The organism is Candidatus Chlorohelix allophototropha (assembly GCF_030389965.1).
Lineage (GTDB): Bacteria > Chloroflexota > Chloroflexia > Chloroheliales > Chloroheliaceae > Chlorohelix > Chlorohelix allophototropha.
In genome coordinates this window covers 259,919-273,998 of sequence record NZ_CP128401.1, presented here as the reverse complement: position 1 = coordinate 273,998, position 14,080 = coordinate 259,919, and the positions used below count along the sequence as shown (strand labels likewise).

General features: G+C 44.5%; 15 protein-coding genes. 3 read left to right on the top strand and 12 right to left on the bottom strand.

Translation table 11 applies throughout. The features are described 5' to 3' along the window. Positions 1–11 precede the first annotated feature (11 nt). From OZ401_RS24295 to OZ401_RS24260, 8 genes are all read right to left on the bottom strand, one after another. Positions 12–1,607 (bottom strand): metallophosphoesterase family protein, encoded by a 1,596-nt coding sequence (locus tag OZ401_RS24295; RefSeq protein WP_341471926.1) that lies wholly within the window; start codon positions 1,605–1,607, stop codon positions 12–14. Between the two features lie 80 nt (positions 1,608–1,687). Continuing rightward, positions 1,688–2,278 (bottom strand): YbhB/YbcL family Raf kinase inhibitor-like protein, encoded by a 591-nt coding sequence (locus OZ401_RS24290; protein WP_341471925.1) that lies wholly within the window; start codon positions 2,276–2,278, stop codon positions 1,688–1,690. A 186-nt stretch (positions 2,279–2,464) separates the two neighbouring features. Beyond that, entirely contained in the window at positions 2,465–4,051 is a 1,587-nt protein-coding gene (locus OZ401_RS24285) for a hypothetical protein (protein ID WP_341471924.1), read from the bottom strand. A 95-nt stretch (positions 4,052–4,146) separates the two neighbouring features. Then, complete coding sequence (locus OZ401_RS24280) at positions 4,147–5,550, bottom strand: sensor histidine kinase (protein WP_341471923.1); 1,404 nt, start codon at positions 5,548–5,550, stop codon at positions 4,147–4,149. Continuing rightward, on the bottom strand, positions 5,547–6,224 hold the full coding sequence (locus tag OZ401_RS24275) for a response regulator transcription factor (RefSeq protein WP_341471922.1): 678 nt from the start codon (positions 6,222–6,224) through the stop codon (positions 5,547–5,549). Before OZ401_RS24275 ends, OZ401_RS24280 begins: the two co-directional genes overlap by 4 nt. A 109-nt stretch (positions 6,225–6,333) precedes the next feature. Then, positions 6,334–7,380: a permease gene (locus OZ401_RS24270; protein WP_341471921.1), complete on the bottom strand. Its 1,047-nt coding sequence runs from the start codon at positions 7,378–7,380 to the stop codon at positions 6,334–6,336. Between the two features lie 75 nt (positions 7,381–7,455). Then, positions 7,456–7,692 (bottom strand): thioredoxin family protein, encoded by a 237-nt coding sequence (locus OZ401_RS24265; RefSeq protein WP_341471920.1) that lies wholly within the window; start codon positions 7,690–7,692, stop codon positions 7,456–7,458. 49 nt (positions 7,693–7,741) lie between these two features. Next, positions 7,742–8,107: an ArsR/SmtB family transcription factor gene (locus OZ401_RS24260; protein WP_341471919.1), complete on the bottom strand. Its 366-nt coding sequence runs from the start codon at positions 8,105–8,107 to the stop codon at positions 7,742–7,744. Between the two features lie 350 nt (positions 8,108–8,457). Between OZ401_RS24260 and OZ401_RS24255 the strand changes: the two genes are divergently transcribed. Genes OZ401_RS24255 through OZ401_RS24245 form a run of 3 tightly spaced genes read left to right on the top strand, consistent with a single transcriptional unit; the run spans position 8,458 to position 10,848 of the window. Then, positions 8,458–9,078, top strand: a complete 621-nt coding sequence (locus tag OZ401_RS24255) for a glutaredoxin domain-containing protein (RefSeq protein WP_341471918.1) — start codon at positions 8,458–8,460, stop codon at positions 9,076–9,078. 44 nt (positions 9,079–9,122) lie between these two features. Then, positions 9,123–9,635 carry a carboxymuconolactone decarboxylase family protein gene (locus OZ401_RS24250; RefSeq protein WP_341471917.1) on the top strand — a complete coding sequence of 171 codons (513 nt, stop codon included), beginning with the start codon at positions 9,123–9,125 and terminating at the stop codon, positions 9,633–9,635. Between the two features lie 19 nt (positions 9,636–9,654). Further along, positions 9,655–10,848: an NAD(P)/FAD-dependent oxidoreductase gene (locus OZ401_RS24245; protein WP_341471916.1), complete on the top strand. Its 1,194-nt coding sequence runs from the start codon at positions 9,655–9,657 to the stop codon at positions 10,846–10,848. A gap of 79 nt (positions 10,849–10,927) precedes the next feature. On the opposite strand, the gene OZ401_RS24240 is transcribed toward OZ401_RS24245, so the two are convergent. From OZ401_RS24240 to OZ401_RS24225, 4 genes are all read right to left on the bottom strand, one after another. Continuing rightward, on the bottom strand, positions 10,928–11,677 hold the full coding sequence (locus tag OZ401_RS24240) for a sulfite exporter TauE/SafE family protein (RefSeq protein ID WP_341471915.1): 750 nt from the start codon (positions 11,675–11,677) through the stop codon (positions 10,928–10,930). Between the two features lie 5 nt (positions 11,678–11,682). Further along, positions 11,683–13,044 (bottom strand): MBL fold metallo-hydrolase, encoded by a 1,362-nt coding sequence (locus OZ401_RS24235; protein ID WP_341471914.1) that lies wholly within the window; start codon positions 13,042–13,044, stop codon positions 11,683–11,685. A 59-nt stretch (positions 13,045–13,103) separates the two neighbouring features. Continuing rightward, the gene (locus tag OZ401_RS24230; RefSeq protein WP_341471913.1) at positions 13,104–13,439 is read right to left on the bottom strand and encodes a rhodanese-like domain-containing protein; all 336 of its coding nucleotides are present in this window, start codon (positions 13,437–13,439) and stop codon (positions 13,104–13,106) included. A 207-nt stretch (positions 13,440–13,646) separates the two neighbouring features. Continuing rightward, positions 13,647–14,072 carry a hypothetical protein gene (locus tag OZ401_RS24225; RefSeq protein ID WP_341471912.1) on the bottom strand — a complete coding sequence of 142 codons (426 nt, stop codon included), beginning with the start codon at positions 14,070–14,072 and terminating at the stop codon, positions 13,647–13,649. Between the last annotated feature and the right edge of the window lie 8 nt (positions 14,073–14,080).

Genomic DNA, 14,080 nt, shown 5'->3' with positions numbered 1-14,080 from the left:
TTCCATTGCTCTTAGTTTTTAGGTAAAACTATATATGAGTAGATGACCGTCCCGTTAGCCTTTTCTTTTGTCTCATTTTTCGGTAAAACCGAGCTAATATACTCAACCTTAACTTGCTGTGCCGATACAGAAACCCGCACATGCCCTGTGTTGGGGTATTTCACATCTGATTTATAGGCATCTGCGTTATAGAAAGCATAGTTGGGGTCAGCAGGCTCAGGCAGTGATTGGTATATTACGCCGTCCAATTCCTGTTTTACGAACACATGGTCATGCCCTTGAAAGAAGATAGTAACCCCGTTTTTCGCCATCAATTGGTGAATTGGCAATTCCCAGCCGGGACGTTTTTTATCAAATTCCCAAACGCCTTTTTTATTTTTTCCGCCCCATTCATATTGACTCGCCATATCAGTTCCGCCGCGCCCGGTGCCAAGCACATGATGGGTAAAAACAAATTTATACTTGGCTTTGCTCTCTTCGAGAGTTTTCTTTAGCCATTGATATTGAGCATCTCCTAAAGTTATGTCCCATAGGTCTATATTTTTATCGCCCCCGCCGCCAAGCACGCTATCTACCGGAACAGCGGAATGCCAGTAGGGGTCAATCGTAACAACCAGCGCATCGCCCCATGTCCATGCGTAATAATCCCTAAGCTGTCCAATGAATTCCACCGCTTGGGTATCGCCACTGTAAAAGTTGTCAGGCGCAGGCTGCGAAAAATATTTGTTGCGGGCGTTTTGTGCCCATACCGCCACATTGTTTGGCGTACCATCTAAAAGATATTTTGCCGCTTGTTCATGATTACCGTTTACCAGAAATACAGGCGAACTTTTTCCTATTTGAGCTAGAAATTGCCTTTGATAGATGTATAGCTGCTCTACACCCTCTTTAGTAGGAGGACTTAATTTATCTACACTGAAATCATCCCCTATAGTAAGGAAAAAATCGGCTCCTTCCGCCTGAACATTTTTCATCGTCTGCATATACAAATCCGCATCAAATTGTTGGGGACGCTCAGGATGCGAATCGCCTTGAATAGAAAAGATAAAGGCGCTACCCGGAGCTCGCTGTGTAACAAATGAGTTTTCCAAAACCTCTGAAAAAGAACTTGCGCCGGGTTCGCGGTATCTTACACGGTAATAGTAGCGTGTATTAGGTTGCAGGTTTTCAAGTAACGTTTCAACCGGCGTTGCTGCTTCGCCGATTATCGTTTTGGTCTGTACGGTGTATTTCGCCGATTCTGTACCATATTCAACATATAATTCCAATTTTTTGACCGGTACAATGTTGACCGCAATTGAATTATTTGTTGGTCGCCCTAGTAATTCTGGCATAGCAAAAGCCGGATTAACCGATACAATACCGGCTGTGGGGGTTTGCGCCTTTTTTGAATCTGATTTTTGTACAGTAGATACGGCTGTAGGCTGTGTCTGCGGCTGAGGTTGAGGGGTTGAGGTTGGAGTATTTAGTAGCTGTTGTGTTTGTGGCTGAGGTGTGGCGGTGGGCTGTTCCCCGCACGCTATTAGCGCAAGAGCAGGAGAAGCTAACAACGCCATCCTGACGAATTTGCGGCGAGTCAACCACGTATTTGTTTGCTTGTCTGACATCAATGTAACCTTGCTTTCAAATATTAATTAGTTCAGAAAAATAAATATTGTCCGTTTGAAAAATTATTTTTACCCTTATTTTATCGGGAATAACTGACATTTAATGTAGTGCTGGCAAGGGTGTTGTCTTTAATAGCTGCCAGCAAGGTATCCCTGTTGACTTGCGCGGGTGGCACAGTCAGTTTGGGAGACCCTGAGAGAGCATAAATTGTATAGGTATAAACTTTCATTCCCGGTCCTTTAGAACAGGGCGGGGCATATTCAGTTTTATGATTGACGCTGTTATTTCCAAGCGTTCCGATACCGATGACGTTACGCCCTAAGCTGGTAACAGTGGAGGGAATATTATAGAGTGTCCAGTACCAGTGGCTATCGCCCGTCGCTGGAATGTGGTGCATAATCAGTGCAAACTCTTGAGTTCCATTTGGTACACCGCTCCAGGAAAGCGGCAATGTGGCGCTTGTCCCATCGCAGGTATAATCTTTCGGTAATATACCACCCGCTACAACTTCGCTACTTTGCAGGACAAAAGATGAGGATAATGCAGGAGATATCGTAGCAGGATTAGTGAGTGCATTGGATGTGCTTATAGTAGCGTTGCTTTCCGTCCCACATGCACTCAATATTGCTATTAACATACAGATTGCAAGAATTTTGCTCATCATTCGCATTTGCGGTAGTCTCCCTAGTATCTTACATCCAAAACTGAATGGATAGAGTCGGTGACTGTCCCCATGATTTCTGTCTCGCTTCTAATCTCTGTTAGATTGAGGTTTTACCATGCCAGTTCAATCATCGACTCTTCCGTGAGTTTACTTTCCCCAAGTTGGGTTCAATTCTTGAGGGAAAGGCTCTTTTTATGGCTTGGGTTTGGGCGTAGTATCTTTATTACCTCCCTGTGGTGTCTTATTAGGGTCTTGAGTGTTTTTAGGCTCAGCAGTATTTTTGTTACCTCCCTGTGGCGGCTTATTGGGGTCTTCTGCGTTCTTAGGCTCATTTGTACTCCCAAAACTTGCAGGCGCAGTCAGTTGTCCTGCATTTGCAGGGGCGCTACCCATACCAAACATATAGTCTGTGTTTGGTAGTTGCGGCATCGCCGTTGGAGTTGAAAACATGTACGCACCCTGTGGTACGACATCTAAATCCCGTAATTTTACTAGCGCGGCTCGTTGTGTTTCGGTAAGGGTCTTATTGACCTGTGAGAAACGTGTGGCGTAAAGGGCGGACATCTGCCCATCCAATTCTCCATAACGTTTGATGAGCGAATAAACCATTTCCTTATCAACACTGCCTCCGGTCATTGCCTTGCGCAGTTCAGTCGAAACAGTGGTGCGAATTTGGGCAATTTCCTGAAGGGCGCTGCGTTGCTCGTCAATAATCCCAGTAATCAAAGCACGTTGCTCAGTATTCAGAACATTCAAGAACCCTTGCCCACTATCTCCGGTAAGAGAAGTACTGATAAAATAATCTGGATTGTTCATTGCCGGGTAATCTTTCATGTAGAACCCGCCAAAATAAGTGCCGTGACGCTCAGGGCAGAAATATACGTCTGCATCAATACTGCCCTTGTACCAAGAAAACAACTCGCTGGCATAGGTCATTACCGCAACAAATTCTGTATTAGTCATGCTCTTTTTGAGTTGCTCATCTTCAGCTACTTCAGCCCAAGTTGCCGAGTTATTAAACTGCATTTTTGCCAAATATGCCTTTTGCTCATCAGTAAACGAACTGATTATAGACCCCACCACAATTGCACGATTATAGCTAAGGTCTGCATCTGTTTGGTAAAGGCTTGCCGTATAACTAGCCACCGCCTGTATATTCAGACTGTTTGAGCCTGTCGGGACTTTACCTTCTAGGTTTCTTCGAAAAGCATCCATAATTGGGAAGCGGTTATAGGCAAAATTGGTATAAAGGGGCGCTTGCTCTTTCGCCAGCGCGACAAGCTTTGCTTTCTGCTGGTCATTCAGTATAAAGAGGACGTTGTTTGCTGCCTTGCTAAGAAAAGTAGTATTGTGACCGTAGCCTGCTGTATCAACATCTCTCATATACTGAAATCCAAAAAAATCGGCTACTTTTCCAGGAGGCATAAAGGTATCTGCACCACTACTGCCGGTGATAAAGGCAAGCCCACTGAAAGCAATGGTAGAGAGTTGGGCATTGTCGCTCATTGCCTGCTCTAATGTGTATTGGTTAGCAGTGTCACCAGCTTTGGGAGATTCCGAAGGTTGCGGCTGAGGCGTTGCTTTCGGAGTCGGTTGGTTTTTTGGAGCTTCAACAGAGCGCGTTTTGGTTGGTTGCGCCAACTGCGCATTTTGCACAGCCTCTGTAGTTGTTACAGAACTGGCGGAGAGAGCCGTTTTGTCTGAGGATGCGCATGCGGTTATTAATAGCAAACTCAGCATAAGGGTGATGATTAAAAGTGGAATAAAACGCTTTTTCAAAGGACACCTTCCTTTCAAAAAAAATATACCTGCGATTGCAGAGATAACTGCCGACAGGTATATACTAAAATATTATTGTGAAATCCCGGTGAAGTCTAAGGTATCTCGATAAAGAACAACACACCCTCACTTACATTCTCTACTCCTGTAATACCGCCATGAAGCTCCGCTATCATTTGCACTATCGAAAGACCCAGCCCATGCCCGCCATACTGCCGTGACCGAGCTTTATCCACTTTGTAAAAAACGTCCCAGATATGGGGCAAGTCGTCTTTTGGTATAGGCTTGCCGGTATTATATACAGCTATTCTTATTCCACTTTCTTTCTTTTCCGCCGTTACTTTGATGAGTCTCATCCCTTCTAAATGATTTATAGCGTTTGTAATATAATTATTTATAGCTCTTTCAAGTAATTCATAATCGGCAGCTACTATTAAATTCTTTGGGATATTCAAATCGAGAGTTATATTTTTTTCAAGAAATGTAGGTTCAAATCTTTCTAATACCTTTTCGATCAATTCTGCTGCATCAAATCGGGAAAGGTGTATCTGGAACATTCCGGATTCTAGTAACGAAAGATTTAGAAGTTCTCTTACCATGTTATCCATACGATTGCATTCTGCTGCAATAACTGTGCAATATCTATCAGTCTTTTCCTTATCTTCAGCCACACCGAATTTTAGCCCTTCCGCATAGCCTTTAATTACACCGATCGGTGTTTTTAGTTCATGTGATATATTCCTGACAAGCTGTTTTTTGCGCTCAACATCCAGTTTAAGGCTATCCATGCTGGCGCTTAATTTTTCAGAAATATTGTTGATACTTCTTCCCAAATTCCCAATCTCATCCTGCGAATCGCTGAGAACCCGTTTACTAAAGTCAAGATTTGAGATGCTTACTGCCACATTGCTCATTTCTATAATAGGTCTGGTGATTTTCTTTGAAAAAATAAATATAAACACCCCGCCTAAAATTAAGGAGATAAACCCCGAAATAAAATAAAACTGGTTCGCAATCGCTACACTTTCACCGATACCCTTCATCGGTTTTCTAAGAATAATAAGTTCTCCACCAGCCATTCGTGAAACAAAAACTAATTTGGGGGCTTGATCATTGGGTCTTTCAACCACTGTATAGATATAATTTTCTGACAACTGTTTTTGGTTATTGAGGATAAGTTGTTCAATCTCATTTGGTAAGCGGGTATCATTGGTGTCAGGATTGGGGGGGAAAGAATTATATAGAGCATTCAAGTCTTTATCGGTAATGGTGCAGCTTATGCTCTCCACCCGATCAATCAAGCTTATTAAGTTAGGTACATTTCGTTTATTACTTATATATTCCTTGCTGATTTCCGCATCTGTAGAGATGAAAATATCCTTGTTTTTGAAAATGTAATATGGCTCTAAAAACAATGCATTTAAAAGTATTCCGCAGACAATCAAAAAAAACATGAATAGGGCGAATATTAAAGCCAACTTTGCGCGAATTGTTCTCATGGCTCATTCACGTCAAACATATACCCACTACCCCGAACGGTTTTAATATATTCGCCACAATTAGAAAGCTTGGCGCGAAGTGTTTTTACGTGTGTATCAATAGTCCTAGCATCACCCTCAAAATCATAACCCCATATACTAGTTAAAATCTGTTCTCTGGATAGTACCCGATTTCTGTTTTTCAGGAGATATAACAGAAGGTTATATTCTTTGCGGTGTAAATCAATTTCCAAATCACCTACCGTTACTTTTTGGGCAGCCTGATTAATTTTTAATTCTCCCACAGTTATCTCGGCAAATCTTTCTTTTTTTATCTTTCTTAAAAGGGTATTAAGCCTAGCGACAAAAACTTCATAACTAAAGGGCTTGGAAATATAGTCGTCCGCTCCTTTTCTAAGCCCTTGCACTTCATGCACCTCATCGCCTAGTGCTGTCAGCATAATAATCGGAACATCCGAATGTTCTCTTATTTCCCTGAGTACCTCCCAACCATTATACTGGGGCATCATTACGTCTAATAATAAGAGGTCGAAATCGTTAGAGCTAAAATAAAGGTCAAGGGCTTGTTGTCCATCACACGCCTCAATCGGATTGTAGCCCTGTTTTCTTACAATATCGCATACAAGCTCTCTAAAAACCGGGTCATCATCCGCAACAAGGATTTTTATATTCATTTCCTATTTATCCATACGACAAAGTCCTTTTAGACAATTATTCATACTATACAATTTATGTGAAATCCATATGAAATAATTTCATAAGGTGCATTAGTTTTGGCAAACCCTAAAGCACTAGGTTGAACAAATAGCCGGTCAGCGTAATTGCCAATGCCAGCACCAGAACAAAAACCCCGATAAGCTGTGGCTTTAACACTCGCCGGAGAATAATCATTTCCGGCAGACTCAGTCCCACCACTGCCATCATAAATGCCAGCGCTGTTCCCATTGCCGCCCCTTTTTCAATAAGGGTACTCACTACCGGCATTACTCCTGCTGCATTCGAATAGAGTGGCACTCCCAATCCTACTGCTGCTGGTACAGACCACCAAGCGTCTTTGCCCATAATATCCGCTAAGGCACTTTCCGGCACGTAGCCGTGTATCGCCGCTCCCACCGCAATCCCAATTATCACATATAGCCAGACCTTGCCTACAATCTCTTTCGTGGATTGCCAACCGATCGACAACCGCTGCGGTAAAGCTGGTTTGGTTAGATCCAAAGCGGCTTTGCCCATTTTGACCTGCCAAACAAAATCCTCCACGTAACGCTCAAGCTTTAGCCGCCCGATAATAATCCCGGCAAGTACCGCGATTACCAACCCCGAACCCATATATAAAAGGGCTACCTGCCAACCGAAAAGACCAAAAAGCATCACTAACGCTACCTCATTTACTAGTGGAGCCGCTATAAGGAAGGAAAAGGTGACACCCAGTGGAATGCCCGCTTCTACAAACCCGATAAAAAGCGGTACGGCTGAGCAAGAGCAAAAAGGGGTTACCACTCCGAGAGAGGCTGCCAGTACATTACCGATCCCTTCGCGCTTCCCACCCAGAAAAGCGCGGGTTTGTTCTGGACTGAAAAAGGAACGAATTATGGTAATCACGAATATCATCCCTCCTAAAAGCAGGATGATTTTTGGCACATCATACAGAAAGAAGGCAAGTGCTTCTCCCAGATGCGAGCCATGCTCCAGCCCAAGCAGGTTATAGGCAATCCAATTCGCCAGTGGTTCAATAATATTGTAAGCGACTAACCAAACCATAGCAGCTAGTCCCAGAATCAGGATGGGATGTAATCCGGCGCGTTTGGTAGAAATTGTAGGAACGGACATAGCTACTCCTTAATATATTCAAAAAAGCGAATGTTATTTACCCAAAAGAGAGGCGACAAAATCGCCCCTACTAAATCATGAGTTAAGCCAAGCTTTTACTTCGCTCTCTTTGGGGATGCGCCCGGTGGAAACCACCTTATCGTTAACCACCAGACCGGGCGTGGACATAACATTCCACTTCATAATCTCGGCATAATCGGTTACCTTTTCAACCTCGGCTACCAAGCCCTGCTCGTCCACCACTTTCCGAACCAATCCCTCAAGTTTCTTACAATTGGCACACCCAGAGCCAAGCACTTTTACATTAAGCATTATTTCCTCCTGTATCACATTCTGAATTTAGAATATCCTTTGGCAAAAACTATCCACTGACATTAGTTAACAACTGATTGCACTTTGGGCAAGGACAATTATCGGATGCTGTTACTTTCCGCTTGAAATCTGTGGGTAGTTTAAGCGCGGTACGGGCGGTATCGATAAGCCCGAAAACCTCTGAGCTAGTAACCCGGTAATAAATGTTCCAACCGTCCCGACGGTCTTCTACTAGACCCGCTTCTCTTAACAAGATTAGTTGTTGGGAGATGTATGCTTGCCGATATTTAAGTCTATTCTCAATATGGCAGACGCAATGTTCGTCATCCCTTAAAGCCTCAAGAATTGCCACTCTGCCGGGGTTTGAGAGGATTTTGAACAGTTGCGCTATTTCTTTGTGATTATATTCACTCATAGTCTAATTATATTCCAAATACTGAATATGGTCAAGAGAACACCTCTGACAAATTTTAGGCAAATTACTATAGGTGGTATTGAGTTCAATTTGAGCAGAAATTACCCTGTTCGCAAGGGGGGAGAACATTTGCATTATCGTAGCAAGGTTCTTTTTTTACCTACCACATTTCAAAGCTTCAAACTTTCTTTAACTTTCCAATAAGGTTACTTCAAATCTGTCTGCTAGGATGTATATACGAGGTTGGTATTTCAGTGTTTTATTTTGAAAAATTATCCAGCGTTATATTTTGAGAAAATGTCTATGAAGTTAGTGTAATTCAAAACCATTTATTTAAAAAGGATCGGCATATGAATATCGCGTATTTTAGAAAAAGCAACTACTCCCTAAATCAGACTGTTGAAAACGTGAACCGGAAAGCCCGCGAACAAGGTTGGAAAATCCTAGGAGAAGTTGACCTACCAGATCAGGGCGGCAAGATGCTTTTGATCTGCCGCCCCGAATGGTTGAGCACTGTTATTAATGAGGATTATAACCTGTTGGGCTTCCTTCCCTGCGCTATCACAATTTTCGAGAGAGAAGGGGAAGTGCGAGTCGGCACCGGACAGCCCACTATTATCAAAGCTCTCTCCCAAAGCCAAGATATAGCCGAACTTGCCGGACAGGCGGAAAGCCAAACCAGAGAACTAATCCACGAGGCGGCAGGAGTAAGCGACCTGAAACCAACCGGAGTAAAGCTTTATTCCACCAGGTCTTGCCCCTATTGCAATATGGAAAAGAACTGGCTAGAGGGTCATAAGATTGAACATCAGGTAGTGTATGTCGACAATGACCAGAAGGAAGCGAAGGCGATGGTAAACAAAACCGGTCAAATGGGAGTTCCTGTAACTGAAATCCTGTTTGAGAACGGAGAATCCGAGTATATTATCGGCTTTGACAAACCAAAGCTCTCCAGTCTGTTAGGTGTATAGTAGCAAATAACTTGGGAAAAGCCTGCATATTTATAGGATTAATTGTGCCAACCAAACCATTCAGGCGGAGAAAATATGATAATTTGAGCCAGTTCCGCGCTGAACTGGCTTATTTACTGAGGAATCGAAAAAACCTGAGACACGCTCTAAAAGGCGAAACTATCTCAGGTGCTTTCCGGCAACGCCTGATGTTGGTAGTAACCTCCGTTAACCGTTGCCGCTATTGTGCTGCCTACCATTCGCAGGTTTCCCTTGTCGCCGGATTAACCCATCCCGAAATAGCGGAACTTTTAGAGGGAACTATCGAGGATTGCCCTTCAGAGGAAATTCCAGCGCTTCTTTATGCCCGCCAATGGGCGGAGAATAATAGCTACCCTGATAAGGAAGCCTATGATGAATTGGCTGGAATTTACGGTGTGGAGAAAGCAGAACTGATTGAACTGGCATTAAAAACTATCCGAGTGGGGAATTTAAGCGGTAACACTTTTGACTATTTATTGTGCCGCTTATCGCGGGGGTTATGGGGCTGTCCCGAACTTCGACAAAAATCGGCATAATCTATAATAGGAGCCTATTTTGAAAAAGATATTGGTATTAGGAGGAGGTATCGGTGGGGTTGAAGCCGCTATCTCTCTGGCAAAAGAATTCAAAAAGAAAACCGATTACCAGATAGATCTTATTTCTGACCGGAAAGACCTTTTTATCTACCCACTCTCGATTTGGATTCCGGTTGGTAAGCGCACCCCAGAAGATGTTTCGATGCCAATTGCGGAAATTGCAGCAAAACGCGGGTTCAATTTTATTCAAGAAAAGGTTGAACGCATACTGACGGCTGAAAACAAGGTTATTACCAGCAGCAAAGAACATAGCTACGATTATTTAGTGGTTGCCATCGGTGGCGCCAAGTTGAAACCAAAAGGGGTTGAAAACACTCTCTCGATTTGTGGCGGTGGGGATGAAGCGGTCAGAATCCGCGACAGATTTAATGCACTGGTTGAGAAGGGCAGCGGTACCATCGCCTGTGGTTTTTCCGGCAACCCCAAAGACCCCACTGCGGTTAGAGGTGGTCCGGTTTTCGAGGTGCTTTTTAACCTTGATCATTTCCTCAGAGAGAAAGGTATTCGCCAGAATTTCAAGTTGGTATTTTTCAGCCCATCAGAAGAGGCAGGTAAACGCCTCGGCGAACCTGGACTTAAAAAGGTACAAAGCCTATTTGTAGAACGCCAAATTGAGCCGATTATGGGTAAGAAAATAACTGAATTTGGCACAGACGGAGTATTATTTGAAGATGGTACCAAATTAGAGACTGACCTCACCATTTTTACTCCCGGTATGCAAGGTAATCCGGTTCTCGCGAATGGCGATTTGCCTCGTACTGATGCTGGGTTTATCCCAATTAACGATTTTTGCCAAGTTGAATTTCCCGGCACAGCGCAGCACAAGCCTTCAAATTGCTATGCCATCGGGGATAACACCGCTTTCGATGGACCTGAGTGGCGCGCTAAACAGGGTCACTTGGCTGAAGCAATGGCTCGAAATACCGCTAAAAACATTGCGCTTCGGGAAGAAGGCAAAGAGCAAACCGCAACTTTCAGCGAGCATCTTAACATTATGTGCGTGATGGATTTGGGTAAGGAAGCGGCTTTTATCTACCGTGATAGAAAGCGGGCAATGGCGCCTACTGGCAAATGGGCGCATTGGTCTAAGCTAGCTTGGGAGAAATATTACAAACTTAACAAAAATGGCAAAGTACCCAACGCCCCGGTTTAGATAAATTAATCTGCAACTATGCAAGCAGGGCAGGGGAAAACCTTATAAAACAAAAGAGAGGGCAACTCCCTCTCTTTTTCTAGAATGTCCGTATAGCGATATAAATCCCGATGGCAATTACTACCCAGGCAAAAATAAAGCGGAGGGTTTTATCCGGTATCAGTTTAGCCAACTTTGCTCCTACGGTAGTACCAACCAGCCCAGCAGCTAGTAGGGTAAAAGCCAGCGCAGGGTCAAAACCTACCAGCGGCCACCTTCCCGCCAATGCCGAGAATGAATTAAGGGCTATTACCAGAAGAGAGGTAGCAGCCGCACTCCTCATCGGAAAACCTAACAATAAAACCAGACTTGGCACAATCAAGAAACCGCCGCCGACTCCGAATAGCCCAGTCAAAAAGCCCAGTCCCAACCCTATGAGTCCTACCTTGAACCAGAGTAGTTTAAGCGGTGCGGGTTCATTTCTCAGATTGCTCAACTTAGGCGGACGAAGCATGAGACCTGCTACCAGCAGCATCAATAGAGCGAAACCCGCCATCAGCAGTCGGTCTGGAAGGGTTCGGTTCAACCAGTTTCCGATCTGTGCACCTGCCAACCCGGTCGAAGCCAGTGCGAGGGCGTAACTCACATTGAGATTGGAACCTCGCTGTCGGACTGCCCCATAAACCGCATTCGTGCCCACTACAAAAAGCGAAATTGTTGTTGCCGGGCTAATTCCAATGCCCAACAAATAAATTAAGGCGGGGACGGTCAGAATTGATCCGCCGCCACCCACCAAACCTAAAAGTAAGCCGGTTATCAACCCGATTGCGAGTGTAACAATAGTGACCATCTTTTTTATACAGGCTGCTTCACTTTAAGGGCGTTCATTGCATCCATCCCGCCCTTCAGATTGCGTGCCATTTTCCAACCTTGATTTTCCAGATAGCTGGTAGCCACGCTGGAACGGTATCCTGAAGCGCAGAGCACCACTACCAACTTATCACGGGTCTGCTCAATTTGGGATAATTGCACCGGAAGCTTTCGCAGTGGGATATTGAGTGCACCGAATAACCCATCAACCGCAAACTCGCCCGGTTCACGTACATCCAGAATTATCGGTGTATCATCTGTAAGTTTTGAAGCCAGTTCTTCACCCAGCAACCGCTTGTGCAGCCCACTTTGAGCCTGTTCTGCTACCTTATCAAATAGCACATAGCCTGCTACATTGTAACGCCCTACTACCCCCAAACCATTTTGTGCAGCTTGAATTGCCGCCAAGTCTGCTGCAACCATAATAATAGGGTTTTCTGGCAACACAAACATTGCAGCGGTTGCCCCAAACTGGCTGAGTCCTAACGGTACGCTTTGTGAACCGGGGAGATGTTCTTTCCAGTATTGTTCCGGTTCGCGAATATCTAGAAGTTTTGCCCCCGTCTGAATTTTAGCCTGAACTTCTTCCCACTTTAGTTCAGTTAGCCTCGTTTGCACCTCTGGTGAACCAGCCCGGTTTAACCCTACAATGCGTTTGAAATCGGGTGGAGCAGGCGGTAAATCCGCAGTTAAAAAGTCTACAAACCGATTGCGGTCAAAAATTTGAAGCGCTGGGTTGGTCTTTTTCTCGTAGCCGATACTGGAGACGGTAGCGGTACTGAGGCTTCTTCCGCATAACGACCCTGCCAGATGTGCCGGATAGACTTCGGTGTTATCAGGTAGGGGCAAAATCTCGCGCTGGATGCTGTCAAAAAGAGTACCAGCACCTTCCTGCCCGGCAAAATCTGGACGACCCACATCCCCGACAAACAAGGTATCGCCGGATAACAAGTGAGGAGGAAAGTTTGGAGTGCTGGTGTCCTCTACAAGCAGGTTAATCGACTCCCAAGTGTGACCAGGAGTGTGCAGCACTTTGAGATTCAGTTCTCCTAATTTTATCTCAGTACCGCCCTCTACCGCCACGTATGGGAAAGCGGCGTCGGCTATCTTGTGGAGATAAATCCGTGCCCCGGTAATTGCCGCCAAACGACGATTGCCGGAAACATGGTCAGCGTGCAGGTGTGTCTCATATATTTGAGTTATCTTGAGGTTTTGGGCAGCCGCTTCTTCCAGATATTGCTCTATTTCCCAGGCAGGGTCAATTACTGCTGCTTCGCCACTTTTGGTGGAGCCGATCAAGTAACTGGCGCAGCCCATTCCCTCCAGTTTGAATTGTTTGAAATACATGTTTATCCTCTGCTTTTTGAATATAGAGTCTGTTTTTAATAAATTATGAAGATGCTTAGTTACCTAGTAGTTGGCAACCCCGCCCTCATCCACGATAGCATTCCCCCACTCAAGTTATAGACTTTCTTATAACCGATGGCGCTCAATTGTTGGGCAGCAAAGCCGCTCCGACTGCCGCTCCGGCAAACCAAGATAATTTCCTGATCTTTTGAGCAAAGTTCGTGAATATTTGCCGTCAAGTTACCTAGTGATAATAATTTCGAGCCTTCAATATGCCCCTGAGCATACTCATACGGTTCGCGCACATCAATTACCAGTGACTTGCTGTTTTTCATCCGCTGCTCGGCTTGCTGTGGGGTTATTTCCTCAAAAGGTAAGGCTTTATAACTGAACATTTAGTTTCTTTTTCCTTATTATTCTAGTTTTAATAGCGGTTTTGAAGTCGGTATTTTCTCATCCGGCTGTCACATTAATATGTTAACAAGAAAAAGTGAAGAATCTTTGTGGCAAATATGAAGAAAGGTTAAAGAATATTTACCAACAAAAAGTGGTAGTGGGAGTATTTCTCTCCCACTACCGCTCTTTGAAAAACAAGCAGATTGTTATGGTTTGGTCTTATCCCCTCCGGCTTTTGGTGTAGAAACCGTTGGTGGGGCTGCTACCCCTATCTTTTGGGCTACCCAAACTTTAAGGGTGGTAGTTGAGAAGTTCTCACCCTTCCCTTCCAAGTCTTTTACTGCTGTAGAAGCTGTTGTGTCAGACGGTAGCTTGAAAGCCGCTACTATGTCTGCCAACGGTACATTGTAAGCCGTTGCGATATCTCCCAGTAACATCCAGCCCTTTATCTCAGCCGGGTCTTTGCCCGTAAGCTCCACTGCCTTACCGCTGGTATCCACTTTGCCACTGGTAGTCCACACGCCCAACGCTTGGGCTCCTAGAATTACTCCCATAAAGATAACTACTGCCATAACCCCATACACGTAATGGTTTACTTTCGGTGCCAGTCGCCGCTTTGTAGTCGTTCCCATAATTTCAC

Coding starts and splice junctions, on each gene's coding strand:
- OZ401_RS24295 (WP_341471926.1), bottom strand. CDS start 1,607: ATGTCAGACAAGCAAACAAATACGTGGTTGACTCGCCGCAAATTCGTC.
- OZ401_RS24290 (WP_341471925.1), bottom strand. CDS start 2,278: ATGCGAATGATGAGCAAAATTCTTGCAATCTGTATGTTAATAGCAATA.
- OZ401_RS24280 (WP_341471923.1), bottom strand. CDS start 5,550: ATGAGAACAATTCGCGCAAAGTTGGCTTTAATATTCGCCCTATTCATG.
- OZ401_RS24275 (WP_341471922.1), bottom strand. CDS start 6,224: ATGAATATAAAAATCCTTGTTGCGGATGATGACCCGGTTTTTAGAGAG.
- OZ401_RS24270 (WP_341471921.1), bottom strand. CDS start 7,380: ATGTCCGTTCCTACAATTTCTACCAAACGCGCCGGATTACATCCCATC.
- OZ401_RS24265 (WP_341471920.1), bottom strand. CDS start 7,692: ATGCTTAATGTAAAAGTGCTTGGCTCTGGGTGTGCCAATTGTAAGAAA.
- OZ401_RS24260 (WP_341471919.1), bottom strand. CDS start 8,107: ATGAGTGAATATAATCACAAAGAAATAGCGCAACTGTTCAAAATCCTC.
- OZ401_RS24255 (WP_341471918.1), top strand. CDS start 8,458: ATGAATATCGCGTATTTTAGAAAAAGCAACTACTCCCTAAATCAGACT.
- OZ401_RS24240 (WP_341471915.1), bottom strand. CDS start 11,677: ATGGTCACTATTGTTACACTCGCAATCGGGTTGATAACCGGCTTACTT.
- OZ401_RS24235 (WP_341471914.1), bottom strand. CDS start 13,044: ATGTATTTCAAACAATTCAAACTGGAGGGAATGGGCTGCGCCAGTTAC.
- OZ401_RS24230 (WP_341471913.1), bottom strand. CDS start 13,439: ATGTTCAGTTATAAAGCCTTACCTTTTGAGGAAATAACCCCACAGCAA.
- OZ401_RS24225 (WP_341471912.1), bottom strand. CDS start 14,072: ATGGGAACGACTACAAAGCGGCGACTGGCACCGAAAGTAAACCATTAC.